Here is a 21,950-nt window from a genome sequence, read left to right as displayed (position 1 = left end):
TTTGACGGATATGCTTATGGAAAGGGGGTGGCGGAACTTGCGTAAGGTGCAATTCCTCGCCGTGCCTAAAGGCAGGGGCTTCCTTGCGTAAGTTTCGTGATCTACATGCCAACGGTTGCATTTCATACGTTAGGATGCAAAGTGAATCATTACGAAACAGAAGCGATTTGGCAGTTATTTAAACAAGCAGGATACGAGCGAAAAGACTTTGAAAGCCACGCTGATGTATACGTTATTAATACGTGTACAGTAACGAATACAGGGGATAAGAAAAGCCGTCAAGTCATTCGTCGCGCGGTGCGCCGTAATCCAGATGCAGTCATATGTGTAACGGGCTGTTATGCGCAAACGTCCCCGGCGGAAGTGATGGCGATTCCGGGTGTTGATATCGTCATCGGCACACAAGATCGCGGGAAAATTTTAGAGTACATTGAACAGTTTAAACAACAACGTCAGCCGATTAATGGGGTGCGCAACATTATGAAGACGCGCGTGTATGAAGAACTTGATGTCCCTGCATTTACCGACCGCACGCGCGCATCGCTTAAAATTCAAGAAGGATGTAACAACTTTTGTACGTTTTGCATTATTCCGTGGGCGCGCGGCTTAATGCGTTCGCGCGATCCAAAAGAAGTCATTCGTCAGGCGCAACAGCTTGTAGATGCAGGCTATAAGGAAATCGTATTAACGGGTATTCATACAGGCGGATATGGAGAAGATATGAAAAATTATAACTTTGCCATGTTGTTGCGCGATATTGATGAGCAAGTGAAAGGATTAAAACGTTTGCGCATTTCATCGATTGAAGCGAGCCAAATTACAGATGAAGTGATTGACGTGTTGAAACGGTCGGATAAAATTGTCCGTCATTTGCACATTCCACTACAATCCGGTTCAAACACCGTGTTAAAACGGATGCGCCGCAAATATACGACCGAATTTTTCGCGGAACGATTAGCTCGTTTGCGCGAAGTATTTCCGGATTTAGCCGTTACATCTGATGTTATCGTCGGCTTCCCAGGGGAAACGGAAGAAGAATTTATGGAAACGTATGAATTTATTCGTGCGCAACGTTTCTCTGAATTGCACGTCTTCCCATACTCGAAACGGACAGGTACACCAGCTGCGAGAATGCCTGATCAAGTGGACGAGGAAATAAAAAATGAACGTGTCCATCGTTTAATCGCGCTTTCTGATCAATTGGCGAAAGAATATGCGTCGATGTTTGAAGGACAAGTGCTAGAAGTCATTCCCGAAGAACTTGATAAAGAAAATCCAACGAGCGGCCTATACGTCGGTTATACAGACAACTACTTAAAAGTGAAGTTTCCAGCGACCGAAGACATGGTCGGTCAACTCGTGAAAGTAAAGATTACGAAGGCCGGTTATCCGTATAACGAAGGCGAGTTTGTCCGTGTTATTCACGATGTCGACGATACCATTCGGTTAAGCTCGTAAAAAGAAGTTGACTTATGGACTTGGTTATATTATACTTTGAAGGTACATGTTCTACATGTGACAAGGATTAGCGGTTTTGTTCGGAGGGAGGGAAGTAGGATGTCAAAAACGATCGTTCGTAAAAACGAGTCGCTTGAAGATGCTCTTCGTCGCTTCAAACGTGCGGTTTCAAAAACAGGTACGTTACAAGAAGCAAGAAAGCGCGAATTCTATGAAAAGCCAAGCGTAAGACGCAAGAAAAAGTCTGAAGCGGCTAGAAAGCGCAAATATTAAAAGAGGGTGTATTTATGAGTCTTCTCGAACGTTTGAACAATGATATGAAGCAAGCGATGAAAAACAAAGAGAAGGACAAATTGTCGGTCATTCGTATGGTAAAATCCGCTTTACAAAACGAAGCGATTAAACTTGGTAAAACGTTGACCGAAGATGAAGAATTAACCGTACTTTCTCGCGAATTAAAACAGCGTAAAGACTCCCTCCAAGAATTTGAAAAAGCTGGTCGCACAGACCTTGTTGATAAAGTAAAAGAAGAAATTACGGTTCTTGAACTTTACATGCCGAAGCAGTTGAGCGAAGAAGAGCTTGTGCAAATCGTGAAAGAAACGATTGCCGAAGTAGGCGCTTCCTCAAAAGCGGATATGGGTAAAGTAATGGGAGCGATCATGCCGAAAGTGAAAGGAAAAGCGGACGGCTCGCTCGTAAACAAGCTTGTTCAACAGCAGTTAAGCTAAAAACACCTTACAGCACCTTACAGCATTGTAAGGTGTTTTCGTTTTTTTGAAACTTTTTTTCTTCTTATACGTACATATTAAAGATGAAGGGAGGAAAAAGCATGACCGGTTTCATTATCGCTTTGACGCACCCGTTTCTCGTTGCGCTTTTGTTGATCGTCGGTAGCGTGACGTTTGTTGCGCAGCTGTACGATGCGCGTTGGAATTGGAAAGGAACAATAAGCTTCATTTGTTTTTTTCTTTTTTTCTCGTCGCATTTAGCGGCTGGTTTAACAGGCGTCGAGGCGATCATATTATTTGCTATAGGTCTCCTTTTGTTAGTTATTGAACTGTTTGTACCCGGTGGTGTAATCGGTTTTGCGGGGGTAAGTACGCTCGTTTGGAGTTTATTTTTAGCCGCCAAGCATTCTCCGTTCATTACCGTGTCTTTATCGGTAGCGGTCATTAGTGCGCTTATTATGGGACTATGGCTTAGCCGGGTTGCTAAAAAGAAGATGGCGCTTTTTGAAAAAATTGTGCTAACTGACGAACAGAGAAATGAGAAAGGATATGTGTCTCATGAGGCGCGCATTGATCTCATTGGAAAGCGTGGTGAGACGTTAACAGTTTTACGTCCCGCTGGAACTGCATTAATTGATGGACAACGTTTAGATGTCGTAACAGAAGGAGAGTATATTGAACGACATCGTCCCGTGGAAGTCATCTATGTAGACGGATTAAAAATTGTTGTTCGTGAATGTAAAAAAGAGGAGGAAGTCGTATGACACCAGATCAATTTTTATTTATTATCGCTATTGCTTTAGGGCTTGTGTTTTTAGCTGTTTTCTTTTCATTTGTTCCGGTCATGCTTTGGATTTCAGCGCTTGCTTCCGGCGTGCCGATCAGCATTTTTACGCTGATCGGAATGCGATTGCGTCGCGTCATTCCATCGCGCGTCATTAATCCGCTCATTAAAGCAAAAAAAGCGGGATTAGATGTGACAATTAATCAGTTAGAAAGCCATTATTTAGCAGGCGGTAATGTTGACCGCGTCGTTAACGCTTTAATTGCCGCCCAAAGAGCGAACATTAATTTAACGTTTGAACGTTGCGCAGCGATTGACTTAGCTGGCCGAAACGTATTGGAAGCCGTACAAATGAGCGTCAATCCGAAAGTCATTGAAACGCCGTTCATTTCCGGTGTAGCGATGGATGGTATTGAAGTAAAAGCGAAAGCGCGCATTACTGTCCGCGCAAATATTGATCGTTTAGTTGGTGGTGCTGGTGAAGAGACGATTATTGCGCGGGTAGGAGAAGGAATTGTTTCAACGATCGGTTCACAAGACGATCATAAAAAAGTGCTAGAAAATCCAGATATGATTTCTCAAACGGTGTTAGCTAAAGGGTTAGATTCAGGGACGGCGTTTGAAATTTTATCGATCGATATTGCCGACATTGATATCGGGAAAAACATTGGTGCGGAATTACAAACAGACCAAGCGGAAGCAGATAAAAAGATTGCGCAAGCGAAAGCAGAAGAGCGTCGCGCAATGGCAGTAGCGCTTGAACAAGAAATGAAAGCGCGCGTGCAAGAAATGCAAGCGAAAGTGATTGAAGCGGAAGCGCAAGTACCACTTGCGATGGCGGAGGCGCTTCGTTCTGGTAAGCTCGGTGTCATGGATTACATGAACTTGAAAAACATTATGGCAGATACAAATATGCGTGATTCGATCGGTAAGCTCACACAACATCCTGATGACGAGCAAAAGTGAGGAATGAATGATGATGCTCATTGATTGGCTCTTTGACAATTTATTTTTCGTGTTTATTTTAGGTTTTTTTCTTTCGTGGATTGGCAAGCGAGTAAAACAAATGACGGAAGTAGTCGAAAAGCAACAGCAACCATCGCAAGTTGTTCATGAACGGGCGAATGCGTCAGTAGAGGAACATGTTCAGCGGTCGCACCGTGTTGTAGAAAAGGAACACAAGCATATTGCACCGTCTGAACAACCTGTAAAATATGAGCGGAAAGCTAAAACGTTGCCTAAACATCCGCTCGTACAAGGTGTAATTTTTTCTGAAGTGCTTGGTCCGCCGCGCGCGAAGCGACCGTTTGGTCGAAAATAAGTGCTATAACCCCCTCTTCTCTCATACATATGAGATGAAAGGGGGTTTTGTTTATGATAAGAAATTGGAAAAACAAAATGCGGCAATGGCTAACGAATCAAATGGAATTGCCGGCAGATGTCATCGTTGATCTCCCCCGTATTACGATGATTGGACATATTCACATCTACATAGAAAATCATCGCGGTTTGCTTCTATTTACGGACCGTGAGTTGCGCTTATTGTTAAAAAATGGTCAGCTACTTGTTAAAGGGGAGTCGTTTAGCATAAAAACGATTTTGCCTGAAGAGATTTTGCTTGAGGGGAAAATTAGCCAAGTGCTGTATTTGGAAGAATAGGGGGGGCGGGTGTGAAAAACGAATGGATGTATCGGCTGTCAGGAAACTTGCGTATACGCATTGTTGGAAAAGGATTAGAACGATTATTAAATGAATGCACAAGACGGGGCATATACATATGGGACGTAAGGCGAGAGGGGGAACATTCACTCACATGTTATATATTTCTCCGCGATCTTCGTCATGTGCGTATTGCAATGCGAAAAAGTGGTTGTAAGTTGTATATTCTCGAGCGAAAAGGGGCACCGTTTTGGGTGAAAGCGTCATGGAAAAATAGCGGCATCGTTGTCGGATTAGTTGTTTTTATATGTATTGTATTTTTATTATCTAATATGGTTTGGAGAATTGAAGTGACAGGAGGAAACGCTGAAACGGAACATGCGGTTCGACAACAATTGAAAAAAATCGGTGTTGAACGAGGAGCGCTACAATTTGTCGTCCCTACCCCCGAGTCCATTCAAAAAACAATTATGAACAACATAGATACGATTACATGGATTGGTGTTGAATGGCGTGGAACGACGCTATATTGTCAAGTAGTCGAAAAAAAGCAACCGAAACAAACAGAATCGCACACTCCCCAACATCTCGTTGCGAAGAAAAAAGCAGTTATTACGTATATGTTTGTTGAACAAGGTCAAGCGGTTGTAGAAGTTCATGATCACGTCGTTCCAGGACAACTGCTCGTCTCAGGTTTCATTGGGAAAGAAGGGCAAACGGAGATCGTGCCTGCGCGCGGTCAAATTTTAGGAGAAACATGGTACAAGTCTACCGTTGTCGTTCCGATGAAGACGACGTTTTACATGTTTACAGGAAAGAAGCGTGAAACACATTATCTTCGACTCTGGTCGTGGAAAATTCCGTTTTTTTGGAACGATAAAGAGCAATTTTCACAATTTGAAAAACAAGTTGATGAAAAAACGTTTCGGTTCTTGACGTGGACGTTGCCTGTTATTTATGAAAAAGTAGTGTGGCGCGAAAAAGAGGTTGTAGTTCGGGAATATTCATATGATGAAGCTAAATTAGCAGCGAAACAAATAGCTCGCGAGCAGTTAAAACGGAAATTGCCAGCAGACGCGACTATTCAAGGTGAAAAAGTTTTGCATGAGGCTAAGGAGAATGGTAAAGTAAAAGTAGAAATGCACTATCAAGTCATTGAAAACATTGCGATACCACAACCAATTATTCAAGGAGACTGAGGAATGTCGGAACAGTTTGTCACGATTTACCCTAACGTACAAAATGCAGATGAAGCGCTCGCTTTGTTTGGTACGCACGATATTCACTTAAAGCGAATTGAACAAGAACTAGGTGTTTCGATTGTAACGCGCGGAGAAGCGATCAGCGTTTCAGGAAACAAACAACATATTGAACTTGTTGATGAATTATTGCGCCATTTGTTGCTTGTCATTCGCAAAGGCATTGTAATTAGTGAACGGGATGTGCTTTATGCACTACAAATGGCCAAAAATGGCACAATTTCTTACTTTGTGGAACTGTACAACGAAGAAGTTGGCAAAAATGCAAAGGGAAAAGCGATCCGTGTGAAAACACTTGGTCAACGTCAATACGTTTCTGCCATTCAGCGTCACGATTTAATTTTTGGCATTGGACCAGCAGGAACAGGGAAAACGTATTTAGCGGTTGTGATGGCTGTCCAGGCATTGAAAAACGGACAAGTCAAGCGAATTATTTTAACGCGGCCAGCTGTGGAAGCGGGTGAAAATTTAGGTTTTTTGCCGGGAGATTTAAAGGAGAAAGTTGATCCGTATTTACGTCCGCTTTATGATGCGCTTCATGACGTGCTTGGTCATGAGCATACACAGCGACTAATTGAACGCGGTGCAATTGAAATTGCTCCGCTTGCCTATATGCGCGGTAGAACGTTAGATGATGCATTTGTCATTTTAGATGAGGCACAAAATACGACGCCTTCGCAAATGAAAATGTTTTTGACACGCCTCGGATTTGGTTCGAAAATGGTCATTACCGGCGATATTTCGCAAGTTGATTTGCCAAAAGGCGTCCGCTCCGGACTTGCGATTGCAAAAGATATTTTGACGAATGTAAACGGAATTTCATTCGTCTTTTTGGAGCAAGCTGATGTTGTACGCCATCCGCTCGTCGGCAAAATTATTGCTGCATATGAAGAAGCTGGAATGTAAATGCGACCCATATTGTTGTGGGTCCTTTTTGCACTTTTGTCATAATCATATAGAGGAAGAAGGGATTTGCGTGCTAATCATTGATTTTATAGATGAAACAAATGAAGTAACCGACGAACAGCTTGAGTTGCTTGAGCAGCTATTGCAACATGCTGCAAAGGAAGAAAACGTGCCGAGTGGCGCTGAGATGAGTGTGACATTTGTTGACAATGAAAAAATTCGTGAAATAAACCGTGAGTATCGTGGAAAAGATGCACCGACAGATGTCATTTCGTTTGCACTTGAAGAAATGGGGGAAGAAGAAATCGAAATTATCGGTGCAGACTTGCCGCCTGTGCTAGGAGATATTATCATTTCTTTGCCAAAAGCGCGTGAACAAGCAGAGCAATACGGCCACTCGTTTATGCGTGAGCTCGGCTTTTTAGCGGTGCATGGTTTTTTACATTTGCTTGGCTATGATCATGAGACGGAAGAAGAGGAAAAAGTGATGTTTGCAAAACAAGAACAATTGTTACAACAGTTCGGTTTAACGAGATGATAAATGATGAGCTGGAAGCGATTGATTGCGAGCATGTCATATGCTTTAAACGGTATTCGTCTCGCTGTTCGTCATGAGCGACATATGCGCGTTCATTTAACAGCAACGTCCGTCGTAGTTGTTGCGGCGACGGTGTTTCGTATTTCGAAAATGGAGTGGCTGATTTTGTTGCTGACGATTGGAGCAGTCATTAGCTTAGAAATAGTCAATAGCGCCATTGAACGGACGGTTGATTTAGTGACGGATGAGTATCGACCGTTAGCGAAAGAAGCGAAAGATTTGGCGGCTGGTGCTGTGCTCGTTTTTGCCATGCTTTCCGTCGTTATAGGGATTTCCATTTTCTTTCCTTATATGTATGTATTTTTTAAAAATTCTTTACATTTTCATAAATAGTAGTGAAGTCGCGTTCATATTTTGGTAAAATAAAAATCAAGCATAACTTTATGCGATGGAGGTTTTTATGATTCAGGAAGGATATAAGTCAGGATTCGTAGCTATTATCGGAAGACCGAATGTAGGGAAATCTACATTTTTAAATCGCGTCATCGGGCAAAAAATTGCGATTATGAGCGATAAACCGCAAACGACGCGCAATAAAATTCAAGGTGTGTACACAACAGATGACGCACAAATCATTTTCATTGATACGCCAGGCATTCATAAGCCGAAACATAAGCTTGGCGATTTTATGGTGAAAGTAGCGCAAAGCGCGCTGCAAGAGGTCGATTTAATTTTATTTATGGTAAACGCGGTAGAAGGGCTCGGTCGCGGAGATGAATTTATTATCGAGCGCTTAAAGCATGTGCAAACACCGGTGTTTTTAGTCATTAATAAAATCGATGAAGTGCATCCGGACGACCTATTGCCGCTCATTGAGCAATATCGCTCGCTCCATGCGTTTGCTGAAGTTATTCCTATTTCAGCGTTGCAAGGCAACAATGTCGAAACGTTGCTGCAACAAATTAAAAACTACTTGCCTGAGGGGCCACAATATTATCCGGCGCACCAAGTAACAGACCATCCAGAGCGCTTCATTATTGCTGAATTTATCCGAGAAAAGGCGCTTCATTTGACGAGAGAAGAAGTGCCTCATTCGATTGCGGTCGTTATCGATTCGATCGAACGTCGTGAAAATAGCGATACAGTATACGTGGCGGCTACGATTATTGTTGAGCGGGATTCGCAAAAAGGAATTATTATCGGCAAGCGCGGTCAAATGTTAAAAGAAATCGGCCAGCGAGCGCGCGTCGATATTGAGGCGCTACTCGGTTCAAAAGTATTTTTAGAACTATGGGTAAAGGTGCAAAAAGACTGGCGCAATAAAATGGGACAGTTGCGGGATCTAGGTTATCGAGAAGACGAATATTAAGGCTGTAAAATTTTAAAAGACATCGTGACAGCGAGAGAAGGACAAACTACAAATGAGCTGCTCAATCACCGTCAACTAACGAGAGAAAGGTGTGGTTCAATGCTCGATTTTACTTGGAAACTGTTTAGTCAAACAGGAAATATTGACACGTATCTTTTATTTAAGGAGCTAGAACGCGAAGCGCAAGAGCAAGGGAATAATGAGACGTATTACTTAGCAGAACGAGATTACCACGTCCTTTAACGTTGGAAGGTTATGTTGCATGTTTGAAAAGTGTGAAGGAATTGTTATTCGAACAATCGACTACGGAGAGACGAATAAAATCGTTACGCTATTTACGCGCGAATGGGGAAAGGTTGCTGCGATGGCAAGAGGAGCGAAAAAGCCTAGCAGCCGCCTTTCTTCCGTTACGCAATTGTTTACATACGGAATGTATCTCGTACAAAAAAGCCGTGGCGTCGGAAGTTTGCATCAAGGGGAATTGCTTTCAACGATGCGGCATATACGAGAAGATATTTTTTTGACAGCATACGCGTCATATATTGTGGAGTTAACAGATAAAGCAACGGAAGAAAGAAAACCGAATCCGTATTTGTTTGAACTTCTTTTACAAACGCTCACGTATATGAATGAAGGGCTCGATGCTGAGGTGCTGACGTACATATACGAAATGAAGCTCCTCCCAGCATTCGGATTGTATCCGAAGTTGGACGGCTGCGCTGTTTGTGGACAAACAGAAGGGACGTTCGCTTTTTCAATTATAGAGGGAGGATTTCTCTGTCATCGCTGTTTTGAGCGCGATCCACACCGCATATCGATGAGCTCATCGGTGTTGAAGTTGCTTCGCCTTTTTTACTACGTTGATTTGTCCCGTATTGGTCGAATCGCTGTCAAACAAGAAACGAAACAACAACTACAAACGATCATCTCAGCCTATTACGATGAATATTCAGGTCTATCGTTAAAGACAAAACGTTTTCTACGGCAGCTCCATACATTAAAAGGTGAAAGCGGACAAATATAACGTTGTCCGCTTCCCACTTTTGTTTGCAAAATATGAAGATGAATTATAATATGGTCTTATAATGTAGCCTATTGTAAGGTGGTGAGCGACAATCGAACTCAATAAACGTCAAGAACAAATTTTGCAAATCGTCAAAGATCACGGTCCGATTACAGGTGAGCACATCGCTGAGAAGCTTAATTTGACGCGTGCGACGTTGAGACCGGACTTGGCCATTTTGACGATGGCGGGATATTTAGAGGCGAGACCTCGTGTCGGTTATTTTTACACAGGAAAAACAGGGACGCAGTTGCTTGCCGATAAAATTAGAAAAATTAAAGTAAGTGACTATCAATCCATTCCTGTTGTCATTCATGAAAACGTGAGCGTCTATGATGCGATTGTCACGATGTTTTTAGAGGATGTTGGCACGTTGTTTGTCGTGGACGAGGAATCTTTACTCGTCGGCGTTTTATCTCGGAAAGATTTGCTTCGCGCGAGCATCGGAAAACAAGAGTTAACATCGATCCCTGTCAATATTATTATGACGAGAATGCCAAACATTACTTTTTGTGAAAAAGATGACTTACTTATCGATGTCGCCCAAAAATTGATTGAAAAACAAATTGATGCGATGCCTGTCGTTAAAAAAGTAGACAAAGGGTATGAAGTTGTTGGGCGCATCACGAAAACAAATATGACGAAGGTGCTTGTCGCGCTAGCGAAAGAAGACGTGCTTTAAAGGGGGAAAAACATGAGCCAGATCGTATACGTCGTATCCGATTCAGCAGGAGAGACGGCAGAACTCGTTGTGAAGGCGGCGGCGAGTCAGTTTCAAGGGGCGCTCGTGCAGTTCCGACGTGTTCCGTACGTAGAGAACGTTGAGACGTTATCGGAAGTTGTCGCTTTAGCTAAAATGAACCAGGGGATCATTGTATTTACATTAGTGATACCAGAAATGCGCCGATTTTTATTAGCGGAGGCGGCACGTGAAGGGGTTCCAGTATATGACATTATCGGACCGCTCATTGAACAAATGGAACAACTATTCGGAATGACGCCACGTTGCGAGCCAGGACCTATTCGTGTATTAGATGAAGATTACTTCCGTAAAATTGAAGCTATCGAATTTGCAGTCAAATACGACGATGGACGTGACCCACGCGGCATTTTGCGAGCAGATATCGTGTTAATTGGCGTATCACGCACGTCAAAAACGCCATTATCACAATATTTAGCTCATAAACGCTTTAAAGTAGCGAACGTGCCCATCGTTCCAGAAGTTGATCCGCCAGAAGAGTTATTTCAAGTGTCGCCAGAAAAATGTTTTGGATTGAAAATTAGCTCAGAAAAGTTAAATGAAATTCGTCGTGAGCGATTGAAGTCGCTTGGGTTAGATGATCGCGCCATTTATGCAAATATCGATCGGATTAAAGAGGAATTGCAATATTTTGATGGCATTGTAAAAAAAATTGGCTGCGAAGTCATCGATGTAACAAATAAAGCTGTTGAAGAAACAGCAAACGTCATTATGAATATTATGCGGAAAAGAGATAAATAAACGAATGGAGCACAGTCACAATGGTGATATGTGCTTTTCATTTTGATGTATTTTTATAGCCAACTCATGTTTTTTATATTATAATAAAAAATTGTGATAAAACAGGTTTAGACTGAACATAGGACGAATAAACTATTTATAGCTAATTGTCAAGTGACAATGCATCGGGATTTTCGACAATATTTTTTTCGCAAAAAGAAGGATTGTTTCGCGCGATGGAGAATAAAAACATACGAAACATTTCTATATCAGAAACGAGTTTTGTCGAAATATGTTTGGAGCTGTTGGAACATGGGACAACGCATTCCTGAAGAAACGGTTGAGCACATTCGTCGCTCAGTCGATATTGTAGACATCATTCAGCAATATGTTTCATTGAAGAAGCAAGGGCGCAACTACTTTGGATTATGTCCTTTCCACGGAGAGAAAACACCTTCTTTTTCTGTTTCACCAGAAAAACAAATTTACCACTGTTTTGGATGTGGAGCAGGCGGAAATGTGTTTTCGTTTTTAATGGAAATTGAAGGGATCACATTCATTGAGGCTGTAAAGCGATTGGCGCCGCGGGCAAATGTGGACTTATCGGACGTCGTCGATGATCATCCATCGGCTAAACGAACAGAAACAGCGGCGATGGTTGCAGCACATGAGCTGTTAAAGAAGTTTTATCACCATTTGCTTATGCATACAAATGAAGGAGAGGAAGCACTAAACTACTTGCTTCAACGTGGATTTACGCTCGAGGTCATTGAACAGTTCGAAATTGGCTACGCTTTGCCATCTTGGGATGCGGCTGTCACGTTTTTAGCAAACAAAGGCTTTTCCCTTCCGCTTATGGAACGAGCGGGCTTAATTGCGAAAAAATCAGGTGAGGACTCATATTTTGATCGTTTTCGCCACCGCATTATGTTTCCGATTCATAACCATCAAGGAGAAACGGTTGCCTTTTCGGGCAGAACGCTCGGAAACGAAGATCCGAAGTACGTCAATAGCCCTGAAACACCCATTTTTAATAAACGAAACATTTTATATCATTTTCATGAGGCGCGTTTGCAGATGAGGCAAAAGCAGCAAGTCGTTCTACTTGAAGGGTTTGCAGATGTAATTGCTGCTGTGCAAGCGGGCATTACCCATGCGGTAGCAACGATGGGGACGGCGTTATCAGAAGAGCAAGCACGTATGCTGCGTCGAAACGCCTCGTCGGTGATCGTTTGTTACGATGGTGATAGAGCTGGGATAGATGCTGCGTTGCGGGCGTCAGAAACGCTCGTTGAGGCTGGTTGCTACGTAAAAGTCGCGATGATGCCAGATGGGCTCGATCCTGATGAGTACGTGCGTCGATACGGTGCTGATCGTTTTCGTCATCACGTACTTGATGCGAGCTTGTCGTTGACGGCGTTTAAGCTTGAATATTTAAAGCGCGGTCGTCATTTGCAAAACGAAAGCGAGCGTCTTCGCTATATTGAAGAAGCGGTAAAAGAAATTAGCCGATTATCTAATGCGATTGAAGCCGATTATTACTTGCGGCAACTTGCTGATGAGTTTTCTATTTCAATGGATGCATTGCGCGAACAAATGGCGGTATATGGGAAGAAGCAACAAGTCGAACGCAAGAAAGAGCATCGCGAAACAGTATTGCCGCCTACGAAAACGAAATTGTTGCCAGCCTTTCAAAAGGCGGAGCGGATGTTAATCGCGCATATGTTGCGTGATAAAGCGATCGCCTTTACGGTTCAACAAGCGATTGAAGGAGCATTCAACATTGAAGAACATCGCGCCATTGTTGCTTATGTATATGCGTTTTACGAAGAAGGACACGAACCCGATGTAAGTTCTTTACTTGAACGCATTCATGATCCACAATTAAAGCGCACCGTTACAGAGCTGGCGATGATGCCGATAAACGAAAATATTTCATCAGCAGAGTTACAAGATTATATTCAATGCGTGCTCAATTACCCTCAAGAACAGTTGTTGAAGCAAAAAGAAGCGCGGCTGCGTGAAGCCGAACGGCAAAAAGATTATGAGCGCGCCAAACGCATTGCAAGTGAGATCATCGCATTGCGAAAGTCTTTGCATTTTGGAAGGAGGGGAATAAATGGCTGAAAAGTCAACACATTCCGATTTAACGTTAGAACAAGTAAAAGAACAATTAGTTGAACTAGGTAAAAAACGTGGTGTTCTTACCTATGAAGAAATTGCTGAACGATTATCCCCGTTTGATCTCGATTCCGATCAAATGGATGAATATTATGAGTATTTGAGCGAACAAGGTATCGAAGTCGTCGGCGAGTCTGATCTCGATGATGCTGATTTAGACGATCCAGATTTCGACGATTTGAAAGATGAAGAGTTCGATTTAAACGATTTAAGCGTTCCGCCGGGCGTGAAAATTAACGATCCTGTTCGCATGTATTTAAAAGAAATCGGCCGCGTTCCGCTATTGTCAGCGGAAGAAGAAATTGAACTAGCGAAACGTATTGAACAAGGAGACGAAGAAGCTAAACGTCGTCTAGCAGAAGCGAATCTTCGCCTCGTCGTAAGCATTGCGAAACGTTACGTTGGTCGCGGTATGCTTTTTCTTGACTTAATTCAAGAAGGGAATATGGGCTTAATTAAAGCGGTCGAAAAATTTGACTACCGCAAAGGGTATAAGTTTAGCACATACGCGACATGGTGGATTCGCCAAGCAATTACGCGCGCCATTGCTGACCAAGCGCGTACGATCCGCATTCCTGTCCATATGGTCGAAACGATTAACAAGCTTATTCGCGTTCAGCGTCAGCTGTTGCAAGATCTCGGTCGCGAGCCATCTCCTGAAGAAATTGCAGAAGAGATGGATTTAACGCCAGAAAAAGTGAGAGAAATTTTAAAAATTGCTCAAGAACCTGTGTCGCTTGAAACACCGATTGGCGAAGAAGACGATTCGCATTTAGGTGACTTCATTGAAGACCAAGATGCGACATCTCCTGCCGAACATGCGGCGTATGAACTATTGAAAGAACAGCTCGAAGACGTGTTAGATACGCTAACAGATCGGGAAGAGAATGTGCTTCGTCTTCGCTTTGGCCTTGATGACGGACGTACGCGAACGCTCGAAGAAGTCGGAAAAGTGTTTGGTGTGACGCGCGAACGCATTCGTCAAATTGAAGCAAAAGCGTTGCGGAAACTGCGTCATCCAAGCCGAAGCAAACGTTTAAAAGACTTTTTAGAATAACCGTTTACAAGAAATAGTTTACTTCTTACAATAGAAGTAAGCTATTTCTTTATTTAGGAAGGAATGCGTATTCAATGGAACAAAAACGAAAAGAGATCATTATTAACGAAATTAAGTATTGGAAGAAGACGCGGCTGTTGCCGGAACAATATTGCAATTTTCTTCTTGCACTGTATACAGAAGGAAATCGTGACGATGTTGAACAGCCAGCGAGACAAGTGCCGACATGGGCGATTCGCGCAACCGCGGTGATGATCGGCATATGTTTACCGTTTGCTCTTCTTGTCATTTATTTTACTGAATTGTCGTTTGTTTTGCAAACGCTCATTTTGTCACTTTTTGTCATAATTTGTTTTATAGCTGTTCGTTTTTTTGCACAAAACAAAATGTTGACACATATTGCGCTTATTATTGGAGCTTTGTCGCTCCTCCTTTTTTCGATTCGATTGTGTGACGTTTATTTTTCAGGCAGTACGAGCGCATTAGCCATTGCAGTTATGTTCAATTGTTTCATCTGGTTATTGATTGGTTGGCGTTTCTCTCTTACGTATTTCATCATTTCCGGGATTGTTGGTATCATCCTTTTTATTTCTTCGTTTTTCATTTAAAAAATTTACATACGGGGCTTTTCCTTTCTAGAAATTTAAAGTACAATAAAGTTGTTTGTAACGTTTTCATTTTGAAAAACATGCTTTATTACATAAGGGAGGGTGAAATATGAATCGCAATCCGTTAATCCCATTCGTACTCATCATGGTGATGGGAGTTGGTCTCATTTTCTTTCTGTCTGTAAAAGGTCTTGGGGATATGAAAGAAGTTGCAAAAGAGAAAGAAGGCGGCGCAAAGACAGAAGAAACAGTAGCTTCCAATCCAGAAGACATTTACAAAAAAAGCTGTGTTACATGTCACGGAGCGAACTATGAAGGTGGCGTTGGCCCGGCATTAAAAGGTGTGGGCGATCGTTTATCTGTCGACCAAATTAAAGATGTATTGGTGAATGGTGTTGGCAGCATGCCTGGAGGATTAGTACCTGCGGATCAAGCAGAAGAAATGGCGAAATGGCTTGCCGAATTGAAATAAACGAAGCTGAAAAGTCCCTTTACTTCGGTGAAGGGATTTTTCATTTTTTGTAAAACGTGATAAACTGAAGAAAAAAGCGTGGTGATCATTGTGAATGAATTACAATTATCTAAGCGATTGCAAACGGTCGTTTCATTTATTCCAAAAGGAAGCGTGTTGGCAGATATCGGATCAGATCATGCATATTTGCCATGTTATGCGTATTTACATGGATACATAACAAAAGCGATTGCCGGGGAAGTAGCAGATGGACCGTTTCGCTCAGCAAAACAGCAAGTAGAAAAATGTGGACTTTCTCACGTTATTTCCGTTCGTAAAGGAGACGGTCTACAAGTTGTAGCGCCAAATGAAGTTGATTGTGTGACGATTGCCGGAATGGGAGGGACGCTCATCTCCAACATTTTAGAAGCAGGGAGAGAAAAACTATGCGCTGTTAAACGGTTAATTTTACAGCCGAACGTTGGCGCTCATATTGTGCGTAAATGGCTTTTAGAAAATAATTGGGAATTGATTGATGAGCGCATTTTAGAGGAAGATGGACAAATTTATGAAGTGCTCGTTGCCGAACGAGGTCATCCGTATCGACCATATACACAACTTCATGTCGAATTGCTGCTCGGTCCATTTTTATTAAAAGAAAGAAATGAAGCGTTCGAAAAAAAATGGATGATGGAAATGAGTCATTGGCGCGATGTGATCGAGCAGTTAAAACATGCAAAAACAGAAGAAGCGATAAAAAAGAAGCAACAGTTTATTGAAACATTACGCTTAGTAGAGGAGGCTTTAAAACGATGAAAACGCCAAACGGATACGAAATCATTCAGCTGTTCGAACAATTTGCTCCGAAACATTTGGCGATGGAAGACGACAAAATTGGTTTGCAAATCGGTACATTAAATAAACCGATTCGTCGTGTCATGATTACGCTAGATGTGTTAGAACAAGTTGTCGATGAAGCGATTGAACATCAAATCGATTTAATCATTGCCCACCATCCACCAATTTTCCGCCCGCTCAAACATATTGTGACCGACCAGCCGTACGGCCGAATGATTGAAAAATGTATAAAACACGATATTGCCGTCTACGCTGCGCATACGAATTTAGATATTGCAAAAGGAGGGGTGAATGATTGGCTTGCTGAAGCTTTGCAACTGCAAGACGTTGACGTTCTCGTTCCAACGTATGAGGAGCCGCTAAAAAAGCTTGTTGTATATGTACCGCGTACACATGCGGATGCGGTGAGAAAAGCATTGGGTGATGCGGGGGCTGGGCATATCGGAAATTATAGTCATTGCACATTTAACAGTGAAGGGGTTGGCACTTTTTTACCAGAAGAGGGAGCCAATCCGTTTATCGGTCAGCAAGGAACGTTAGAGACAGTAGAAGAAGTGCGGATTGAAACGATTGTTCCTGCCAGCTTGCAACGAAAAGTGGTGCGAGCTATGTTACAGGCACATCCGTATGAAGAAGTGGCATATGACATATATCCACTTGAAAATAAAGGAACGGCATATGGGCTTGGACGGATCGGCAAGTTAAGCGAAGAAATGACGTTGCAACAATTCGCTGAACATGTGAAGGCGTCATTGCAAGTGCCGGCTGTTCGTGTCGTCGGCGAGTTAGATAGCCGCATTCGCAAAGTAGCGGTTATCGGAGGAGACGGAAATAAATATATTCGCGAGGCAAAAATGCGAGGTGCGGATGTGTACGTTACTGGCGACTTATACTATCACGTCGCACATGATGCGTTAATGCTCGGTTTACATGTTGTTGATCCGGGACATCATGTCGAAAAAGTCATGAAAGAAGGAGTAGCGAACGTATTAAAAACGATGTGCGCACAACAAAAATTTGCAGTTGATATATATGTGTCTCAAATGAATACAGAACCATTTACGTTCATATGAAAAAGAGGCTTATTCGCCTCTTTTTTTCACCTTTGGTAAAATTTTTGTTAGCGGTACTTTTCGTTCACGAGTCCACGTTTCAGGACGATTTGGATCAAACTGCTCTAAAAAGTCAATGACTTCTTTTGTAATCGGTGTTGGCGTCGATGCACCAGCGGTAACCGCTACTTTTTTCGCATCTTTAATCCATTCAATATCGATTTCTGTCACATCCGCTACTCGATAAGCTTTCGTTCCGGCAATTTCTTCAGATACTTGAGCAAGTCGATTCGAGTTATTGCTTCGCGGGTCGCCGACAACAATCGTCACATCCGCTTCTTTCGCTTGTTCAGCGACCGCTTCTTGCCGTACTTGCGTCGCCAAACAAATTTCACGATGCATTTCCACATGTGGATATTTTTCTTTTACTTTTTCCATGATATGTGCAACGTCCCATTGACTCATTGTTGTTTGGTTTGTCACAATAATGTGTTCTGATTGAATATTCAGTTGTTCCACATCTTCAGGCTTTTCGATTAAATGGACGGCATGAGGTGCGACGCCAATCGCTCCTTCAGGTTCAGGGTGTCCTTTTTTTCCAATGTAAATGACTTCATATCCGTTAGCAACTTTCTCGCGAATGAGCTCATGTGTTTTTGTGACGTCTGGGCATGTCGCATCGATGGTGACGAGCCCTTTTTCTCGCGCACGCTGTTTCACTTCAGGTGAAACGCCATGAGCGGTAAAGATGACCGTTCCATGATCGATTTTTTCTAAAATCTCAAGTCGATTCGGACCGTCGAGTGTAATAATACCTTCTTCTTCAAATGCATCTGTGACATGTTTATTATGAACGATCATGCCTAAAATATAGATCGGCCTTGGTAACGTGGGATCGAGCGCGGCGTTGCGGGCGATGACCATCGCATCGACGACTCCGTAACAATATCCGCGTGGCGTAATTTTTATCACTTCCATATGGATCGCTCCTTCTCGGCGTGTTTGTCGTTTTCATTATATAAAAGAAGGAGCGAACATACAAAAGTTAAATATATAGTTTTGGAATGGATTGCCCTTTTTTCTTCGTTTTTTCTTGTTTTTGCTCTTTTTGTTCGTGTGCAGTTGGAACGGGACGTTGTTTGTTTACTATTTGTTTCTCAGTCGTAGCAGCGCTTGTTTCGCTTGCTGTTTCACTTGTTCTTGCTGTGGAATCAGACTGTTTCAACTCGCGAAAAATTCGCATCATTGAAGGCATGCTCTTAATGAGCGGACCGTATTGTTGAACCATTGGGGTAATGGTTTGAACCATGTGCAACATTTTTTGTACATTCGTTAACATCGAATCAATGCTCGGTAGAGCGCCTTGGGCAGGAAGTTGACTGCCAAACAAACGTGAAAACATCCCTCCTTGCATTTGTCGCATCATAGGTTGTTGCCACATGGGCGGCATTGGCGAACGAGAAGGCGGAAACATAAATGGGTGTCGCAATGAAAATCCTCCTTTCCATATGAGCTAGCTAACTTTGCTTTTTTCATCTATATTACGATATGCACAAAAGTTCATATAGTTGAATGAACGGTTAGTGTTCGTATATAATATGTAACTGGTTTATTTTTTTACTGAATAAGAAAGGGGATGAGAAATCGTGTTTGAACGTTTTTCGTTTCATCCGTTTATTATAGAAGCGATTCATCATATGCAGTTTCATAAACCGACACCGATTCAAGAGCGTGTTATTCCTGCTGTATTGCGGGGGGAAAGCGTCATCGGTCAGTCGCAAACAGGGACAGGAAAAACCCATGCCTATTTATTGCCGATCATCCAGCGTATTGATCCACATGTGGAAGAAGTGCAGGCAGTCATTACAGCACCGACTCGTGAGTTAGCAACACAAATTTATCATGAAGTGTTAAAAATTACGAAATTTTGTCCAGATGATCATCGAATTACAGCGCGCTGTTTTGTCGGTGGGACGGATAAGGTGCGAGCGATTGAAAAATTAAAAACACAACCTCATATTGTGATTGGTACACCAGGACGCGTTTATGATCTCGTTCGTGAACAGGCTTTATTTGTTCATACTGCTCGCATGCTTGTTATTGATGAGGCGGATGTCATGCTCGATATGGGGTTCATTACGGACGTCGATCAAGTGGCAGGACGAATGCCTGGAGATTTACAAATGCTTGTCTTCTCTGCAACAATTCCTGAGAAGCTGAAGCCGTTTTTGAAAAAGTATATGGAGAACCCAACTCATATTCATATCGCTCCGAAACAAGTAGCAGCGTCCACGATTGAACATATTCTTGTTCCGCTCCGTCATCGCGACCGTTTGCAGCTTTTATATGATATATTAGTTAGTTATAATCCGTATTTAGCTATCGTGTTTGCTAATACGCGCAAAACGGCTGATGAAGTAGCGGAAGGTTTAATTGAAAAAGGATTAAAAGTAGGTGTGCTACATGGTGATTTAACACCACGCGAGCGGAAAAAAACGATGAAGGCCATTCGGGACTTGCAATTTCAATACATTGTTGCGACAGATTTGGCAGCGCGAGGCATTGACATTGAAGGCGTCAGCCATGTTATAAACTACGAGCTGCCGACGGATTTAGACTTTTATGTTCACCGTGCGGGTCGCACAGGACGTGCTGGCTATGCTGGGATTGCAACGACGATTTATGAAGCATCAGATCAACATGCGCTTGTGAAGCTAGAAAAAAAGGGGATTCAGTTTCTCCATCGCGACTTGCGTCATGGGGAATGGGTCGAGCTCGACGCATGGAACGGACGTAAAAGAGGGAAAAAAGTTGATGAAGTTGAGCAACTTGTGGAAAAAATAGCGAAAAAACAAAAGAAAGTAAAGCCAGGATATAAGAAAAAATTGCGTGAGCAACTGAAAAAACAAAGAGCGAAAAAGAAATAAGGGAGAGAATGGTGTGTTAAAAATTGGTTCGCACGTATCGATGAGCGGGAAAGAGATGCTATTAGCAGCGAGTAAAGAAGCCGTTTCATACGGGGCAAACACATTTATGATTTACACAGGGGCACCGCAAAATACAAAGCGGAAGCCGATTGAACAGTTAAACATTGATCAAGGAATTGCCCATATGAAAGCGCATGGCATTGATGAAATTGTTGTTCATGCTCCGTATATTATTAATATTGGTAATACAACGAATACGGATACGTTTTCACTTGGCGTCTCTTTTTTGCGCTCGGAAATTGAACGAACGGAAGCGATTGGCGCCAAGCAGCTTGTTCTTCATCCCGGTGCACATGTCGGTGCAGGAATTGAGGCAGGAATAGCTAAAATTATAGAAGGATTAAACGAAGTAATCACGCCCGATCAACAAGTGCAAGTGGCATTAGAAACGATGGCTGGAAAAGGTTCGGAATGCGGGAGCCGCTTCGAAGAGTTGGCGAAAATCATTGACGGTGTCGTTTATAACGATAAATTATCTATTTGTTTTGATACGTGTCATACGCATGATGCAGGATATGATATTGTTAACGATTTTGATGGCGTGTTAGAACAATTTGATCGCATCGTAGGGCTTGATCGTTTAAAAGTACTGCATATTAATGATAGTAAAAATCCGTGCGGAAGCCGAAAAGACCGCCATGAAAACATCGGTTTCGGTTATATCGGATTTGAAGCGCTAAATTATATTGTGCACCATCCACAGCTCATGCATGTGCCGAAAATTTTAGAGACGCCTTATGTTGGTGAAAAGTCAGCGGCAAAGCCACCGTATCGATTTGAAATTGCGATGTTGCGTGCGCAACAGTTCGATCCGCATGTTCGTGAGAAAATTGCTGAGTAGAAGGCTGTCAACAGGCAGCCTTCTTACTGTATAAACTGGCGGATAAAGTCATTTGCTTGCTTGGCAAGTTGTGGAGACGTTTGATAGGCGAGTTCGCGAATCCAATCTTTTCTAGCTTGCTCGTTAAACACATCAATCGTTTTTTCGCGCATCATTTGAACGACGATTTCGGCATCTTTGGGTGAAAGCGACACGTTGTATTGTTTTGCGTACATCATTAACTCGGCCGCGGTGATCGACTTCATTTTATGTTGGACAATTTTATGATATACATTCACGAAGCATCCCTCCTTGTTTTACGATATGAGAAAGAAGGAGAAGATGTGCGATGGTATAATGAAATAAATGAAAGGGGAGATTCGGATGAAAAGGGAGCACAAAAAAAGAAACAGTAAGTCATCTACTATATCGCGTTGTCATGATGACGATCGGTGCAACGCTTGCAAGCGCTATCGATCGAGTTGTTTTTAGTTCCAAATGAAATCATTGACGGCGGGATAATCGGTATTGCCCTTATTCTTGATCATACTTTTTCTAATCGATTGTATACGAAATTGATCCAAACGCTTTTATCTTAATTAGGCGAGAAGACTCCCACTTCAACGAAGCGAAGCGGAGTAAGTGGGAGATGAATCGCCTTAACTATATTTTGCTGAAAATAGGATAGA

27 protein-coding genes and 1 pseudogene are annotated in these 21,950 nt (G+C 42.5%); 25 read left to right on the top strand and 3 right to left on the bottom strand.

Translation table 11 applies throughout. The annotated features are described in order from the left end of the window. Nucleotides 1-105 precede the first annotated feature (105 nt). The 22 genes from mtaB (at nt 106) to BM213_RS10515 (ending at nt 17,475) form a co-directional block, all read left to right on the top strand. A complete protein-coding gene (mtaB, locus tag BM213_RS10620) occupies nt 106-1,458 on the top strand; it encodes a tRNA (N(6)-L-threonylcarbamoyladenosine(37)-C(2))-methylthiotransferase MtaB (protein WP_091703925.1) in 1,353 nt (450 codons plus the stop codon). A 99-nt stretch (nt 1,459-1,557) separates the two neighbouring features. Beyond that, nucleotides 1,558-1,731, top strand: a complete 174-nt coding sequence (rpsU, locus tag BM213_RS10615; RefSeq protein WP_003393897.1) for a 30S ribosomal protein S21 — start codon at nt 1,558-1,560, stop codon at nt 1,729-1,731. A 14-nt stretch (nt 1,732-1,745) separates the two neighbouring features. Then, nucleotides 1,746-2,189: a GatB/YqeY domain-containing protein gene (locus tag BM213_RS10610; protein ID WP_091703923.1), complete on the top strand. Its 444-nt coding sequence runs from the start codon at nt 1,746-1,748 to the stop codon at nt 2,187-2,189. Nucleotides 2,190-2,290: 101 nt separating this feature from the next. Continuing rightward, complete coding sequence (locus BM213_RS10605; protein WP_244149260.1) at nt 2,291-2,953, top strand: NfeD family protein; 663 nt, start codon at nt 2,291-2,293, stop codon at nt 2,951-2,953. Further along, entirely contained in the window at nt 2,950-3,939 is a 990-nt protein-coding gene (gene floA / locus BM213_RS10600) for a flotillin-like protein FloA (RefSeq protein WP_091703917.1), read from the top strand. Before BM213_RS10605 ends, floA begins: the two co-directional genes overlap by 4 nt. Before the next feature lie 7 nt (nt 3,940-3,946). Further along, the gene (locus tag BM213_RS10595; RefSeq protein WP_091703914.1) at nt 3,947-4,294 is read left to right on the top strand and encodes a hypothetical protein; all 348 of its coding nucleotides are present in this window, start codon (nt 3,947-3,949) and stop codon (nt 4,292-4,294) included. 53 nt (nt 4,295-4,347) lie between these two features. Beyond that, a complete protein-coding gene (gene yqfC / locus BM213_RS10590) occupies nt 4,348-4,632 on the top strand; it encodes a sporulation protein YqfC (protein WP_091703912.1) in 285 nt (94 codons plus the stop codon). Between the two features lie 11 nt (nt 4,633-4,643). Further along, complete coding sequence (gene yqfD, locus BM213_RS10585) at nt 4,644-5,831, top strand: sporulation protein YqfD (RefSeq protein WP_091703909.1); 1,188 nt, start codon at nt 4,644-4,646, stop codon at nt 5,829-5,831. Between the two features lie 3 nt (nt 5,832-5,834). Beyond that, nucleotides 5,835-6,797 (top strand): PhoH family protein, encoded by a 963-nt coding sequence (locus tag BM213_RS10580; protein ID WP_091703906.1) that lies wholly within the window; start codon nt 5,835-5,837, stop codon nt 6,795-6,797. 70 nt (nt 6,798-6,867) lie between these two features. Next, nucleotides 6,868-7,335, top strand: coding sequence for an rRNA maturation RNase YbeY (ybeY, locus tag BM213_RS10575; RefSeq protein ID WP_003393910.1), 468 nt, complete (start codon nt 6,868-6,870; stop codon nt 7,333-7,335). A 6-nt stretch (nt 7,336-7,341) separates the two neighbouring features. Beyond that, a complete protein-coding gene (locus tag BM213_RS10570; RefSeq protein WP_003393913.1) occupies nt 7,342-7,728 on the top strand; it encodes a diacylglycerol kinase family protein in 387 nt (128 codons plus the stop codon). Nucleotides 7,729-7,795: 67 nt separating this feature from the next. Beyond that, the gene (era, locus tag BM213_RS10565; RefSeq protein WP_091703904.1) at nt 7,796-8,704 is read left to right on the top strand and encodes a GTPase Era; all 909 of its coding nucleotides are present in this window, start codon (nt 7,796-7,798) and stop codon (nt 8,702-8,704) included. Between the two features lie 99 nt (nt 8,705-8,803). Then, on the top strand, nt 8,804-8,947 hold the full coding sequence (locus tag BM213_RS10560) for a YqzL family protein (RefSeq protein WP_091703901.1): 144 nt from the start codon (nt 8,804-8,806) through the stop codon (nt 8,945-8,947). A gap of 19 nt (nt 8,948-8,966) precedes the next feature. Next, complete coding sequence (recO, locus tag BM213_RS10555; protein ID WP_091703899.1) at nt 8,967-9,728, top strand: DNA repair protein RecO; 762 nt, start codon at nt 8,967-8,969, stop codon at nt 9,726-9,728. 91 nt (nt 9,729-9,819) lie between these two features. Continuing rightward, complete coding sequence (gene ccpN, locus BM213_RS10550; RefSeq protein WP_208601908.1) at nt 9,820-10,449, top strand: transcriptional regulator CcpN; 630 nt, start codon at nt 9,820-9,822, stop codon at nt 10,447-10,449. A 12-nt stretch (nt 10,450-10,461) separates the two neighbouring features. Then, nucleotides 10,462-11,268: a pyruvate, water dikinase regulatory protein gene (locus BM213_RS10545; protein ID WP_091703894.1), complete on the top strand. Its 807-nt coding sequence runs from the start codon at nt 10,462-10,464 to the stop codon at nt 11,266-11,268. A 291-nt stretch (nt 11,269-11,559) separates the two neighbouring features. Beyond that, on the top strand, nt 11,560-13,374 hold the full coding sequence (gene dnaG, locus BM213_RS10540) for a DNA primase (RefSeq protein WP_091703892.1): 1,815 nt from the start codon (nt 11,560-11,562) through the stop codon (nt 13,372-13,374). Next, a complete protein-coding gene (gene rpoD, locus BM213_RS10535; RefSeq protein ID WP_091703891.1) occupies nt 13,367-14,485 on the top strand; it encodes an RNA polymerase sigma factor RpoD in 1,119 nt (372 codons plus the stop codon). Before dnaG ends, rpoD begins: the two co-directional genes overlap by 8 nt. A gap of 74 nt (nt 14,486-14,559) precedes the next feature. Further along, on the top strand, nt 14,560-15,093 hold the full coding sequence (locus tag BM213_RS10530) for a hypothetical protein (RefSeq protein ID WP_091703889.1): 534 nt from the start codon (nt 14,560-14,562) through the stop codon (nt 15,091-15,093). 109 nt (nt 15,094-15,202) lie between these two features. Next, nucleotides 15,203-15,565 (top strand): cytochrome c550, encoded by a 363-nt coding sequence (gene cccA, locus BM213_RS10525; protein ID WP_091703878.1) that lies wholly within the window; start codon nt 15,203-15,205, stop codon nt 15,563-15,565. Between the two features lie 90 nt (nt 15,566-15,655). Continuing rightward, entirely contained in the window at nt 15,656-16,360 is a 705-nt protein-coding gene (locus tag BM213_RS10520) for a tRNA (adenine(22)-N(1))-methyltransferase (RefSeq protein ID WP_091703928.1), read from the top strand. Next, nucleotides 16,357-17,475: a Nif3-like dinuclear metal center hexameric protein gene (locus tag BM213_RS10515; protein ID WP_091703875.1), complete on the top strand. Its 1,119-nt coding sequence runs from the start codon at nt 16,357-16,359 to the stop codon at nt 17,473-17,475. Before BM213_RS10520 ends, BM213_RS10515 begins: the two co-directional genes overlap by 4 nt. A 9-nt stretch (nt 17,476-17,484) precedes the next feature. Here BM213_RS10515 and BM213_RS10510 read toward each other — a convergent pair whose 3' ends face one another. Beyond that, nucleotides 17,485-18,432, bottom strand: a complete 948-nt coding sequence (locus BM213_RS10510) for a 4-hydroxy-3-methylbut-2-enyl diphosphate reductase (RefSeq protein WP_003393940.1) — start codon at nt 18,430-18,432, stop codon at nt 17,485-17,487. A gap of 67 nt (nt 18,433-18,499) precedes the next feature. Continuing rightward, a complete protein-coding gene (gene vrrA, locus BM213_RS10505) occupies nt 18,500-18,943 on the bottom strand; it encodes a VrrA/YqfQ family protein (protein WP_091703872.1) in 444 nt (147 codons plus the stop codon). Nucleotides 18,944-19,100: 157 nt separating this feature from the next. Between vrrA and BM213_RS10500 the strand changes: the two genes are divergently transcribed. Both BM213_RS10500 and BM213_RS10495 read left to right on the top strand, forming a co-directional pair. Further along, nucleotides 19,101-20,381: a DEAD/DEAH box helicase gene (locus BM213_RS10500; protein WP_091703870.1), complete on the top strand. Its 1,281-nt coding sequence runs from the start codon at nt 19,101-19,103 to the stop codon at nt 20,379-20,381. Nucleotides 20,382-20,394: 13 nt separating this feature from the next. Further along, nucleotides 20,395-21,282: a deoxyribonuclease IV gene (locus BM213_RS10495; protein ID WP_091703867.1), complete on the top strand. Its 888-nt coding sequence runs from the start codon at nt 20,395-20,397 to the stop codon at nt 21,280-21,282. A 23-nt stretch (nt 21,283-21,305) separates the two neighbouring features. On the opposite strand, the gene BM213_RS10490 is transcribed toward BM213_RS10495, so the two are convergent. After that, nucleotides 21,306-21,560 carry a DUF2624 domain-containing protein gene (locus BM213_RS10490; protein ID WP_091703864.1) on the bottom strand — a complete coding sequence of 85 codons (255 nt, stop codon included), beginning with the start codon at nt 21,558-21,560 and terminating at the stop codon, nt 21,306-21,308. 85 nt (nt 21,561-21,645) lie between these two features. Here BM213_RS10490 and BM213_RS10485 point away from each other — a divergent pair. After that, nucleotides 21,646-21,821: pseudogene (locus BM213_RS10485) on the top strand (YitT family protein); the annotation flags it as partial. Nucleotides 21,822-21,950 lie beyond the last annotated feature (129 nt).

It is taken from the genome of Anoxybacillus pushchinoensis, assembly GCF_900111795.1.
Lineage (GTDB): Bacteria > Bacillota > Bacilli > Bacillales > Anoxybacillaceae > Anoxybacillus > Anoxybacillus pushchinoensis.
This window is presented reverse-complemented; position numbering and strand designations above follow the sequence as displayed.

Excerpts from the sequence above, each read along its gene's own strand:
- mtaB (WP_091703925.1), top strand. The coding sequence starts at position 106 with ATGCCAACGGTTGCATTTCATACGTTAGGATGCAAAGTGAATCATTAC.
- rpsU (WP_003393897.1), top strand. The coding sequence starts at position 1,558 with ATGTCAAAAACGATCGTTCGTAAAAACGAGTCGCTTGAAGATGCTCTT.
- BM213_RS10610 (WP_091703923.1), top strand. The coding sequence starts at position 1,746 with ATGAGTCTTCTCGAACGTTTGAACAATGATATGAAGCAAGCGATGAAA.
- BM213_RS10605 (WP_244149260.1), top strand. The coding sequence starts at position 2,291 with ATGACCGGTTTCATTATCGCTTTGACGCACCCGTTTCTCGTTGCGCTT.
- floA (WP_091703917.1), top strand. The coding sequence starts at position 2,950 with ATGACACCAGATCAATTTTTATTTATTATCGCTATTGCTTTAGGGCTT.
- BM213_RS10595 (WP_091703914.1), top strand. The coding sequence starts at position 3,947 with ATGATGATGCTCATTGATTGGCTCTTTGACAATTTATTTTTCGTGTTT.
- yqfC (WP_091703912.1), top strand. The coding sequence starts at position 4,348 with ATGATAAGAAATTGGAAAAACAAAATGCGGCAATGGCTAACGAATCAA.
- BM213_RS10580 (WP_091703906.1), top strand. The coding sequence starts at position 5,835 with ATGTCGGAACAGTTTGTCACGATTTACCCTAACGTACAAAATGCAGAT.
- BM213_RS10570 (WP_003393913.1), top strand. The coding sequence starts at position 7,342 with ATGAGCTGGAAGCGATTGATTGCGAGCATGTCATATGCTTTAAACGGT.
- era (WP_091703904.1), top strand. The coding sequence starts at position 7,796 with ATGATTCAGGAAGGATATAAGTCAGGATTCGTAGCTATTATCGGAAGA.
- BM213_RS10560 (WP_091703901.1), top strand. The coding sequence starts at position 8,804 with ATGCTCGATTTTACTTGGAAACTGTTTAGTCAAACAGGAAATATTGAC.
- recO (WP_091703899.1), top strand. The coding sequence starts at position 8,967 with ATGTTTGAAAAGTGTGAAGGAATTGTTATTCGAACAATCGACTACGGA.
- BM213_RS10545 (WP_091703894.1), top strand. The coding sequence starts at position 10,462 with ATGAGCCAGATCGTATACGTCGTATCCGATTCAGCAGGAGAGACGGCA.
- dnaG (WP_091703892.1), top strand. The coding sequence starts at position 11,560 with ATGGGACAACGCATTCCTGAAGAAACGGTTGAGCACATTCGTCGCTCA.
- rpoD (WP_091703891.1), top strand. The coding sequence starts at position 13,367 with ATGGCTGAAAAGTCAACACATTCCGATTTAACGTTAGAACAAGTAAAA.
- BM213_RS10530 (WP_091703889.1), top strand. The coding sequence starts at position 14,560 with ATGGAACAAAAACGAAAAGAGATCATTATTAACGAAATTAAGTATTGG.
- cccA (WP_091703878.1), top strand. The coding sequence starts at position 15,203 with ATGAATCGCAATCCGTTAATCCCATTCGTACTCATCATGGTGATGGGA.
- BM213_RS10515 (WP_091703875.1), top strand. The coding sequence starts at position 16,357 with ATGAAAACGCCAAACGGATACGAAATCATTCAGCTGTTCGAACAATTT.
- BM213_RS10510 (WP_003393940.1), bottom strand. The coding sequence starts at position 18,432 with ATGGAAGTGATAAAAATTACGCCACGCGGATATTGTTACGGAGTCGTC.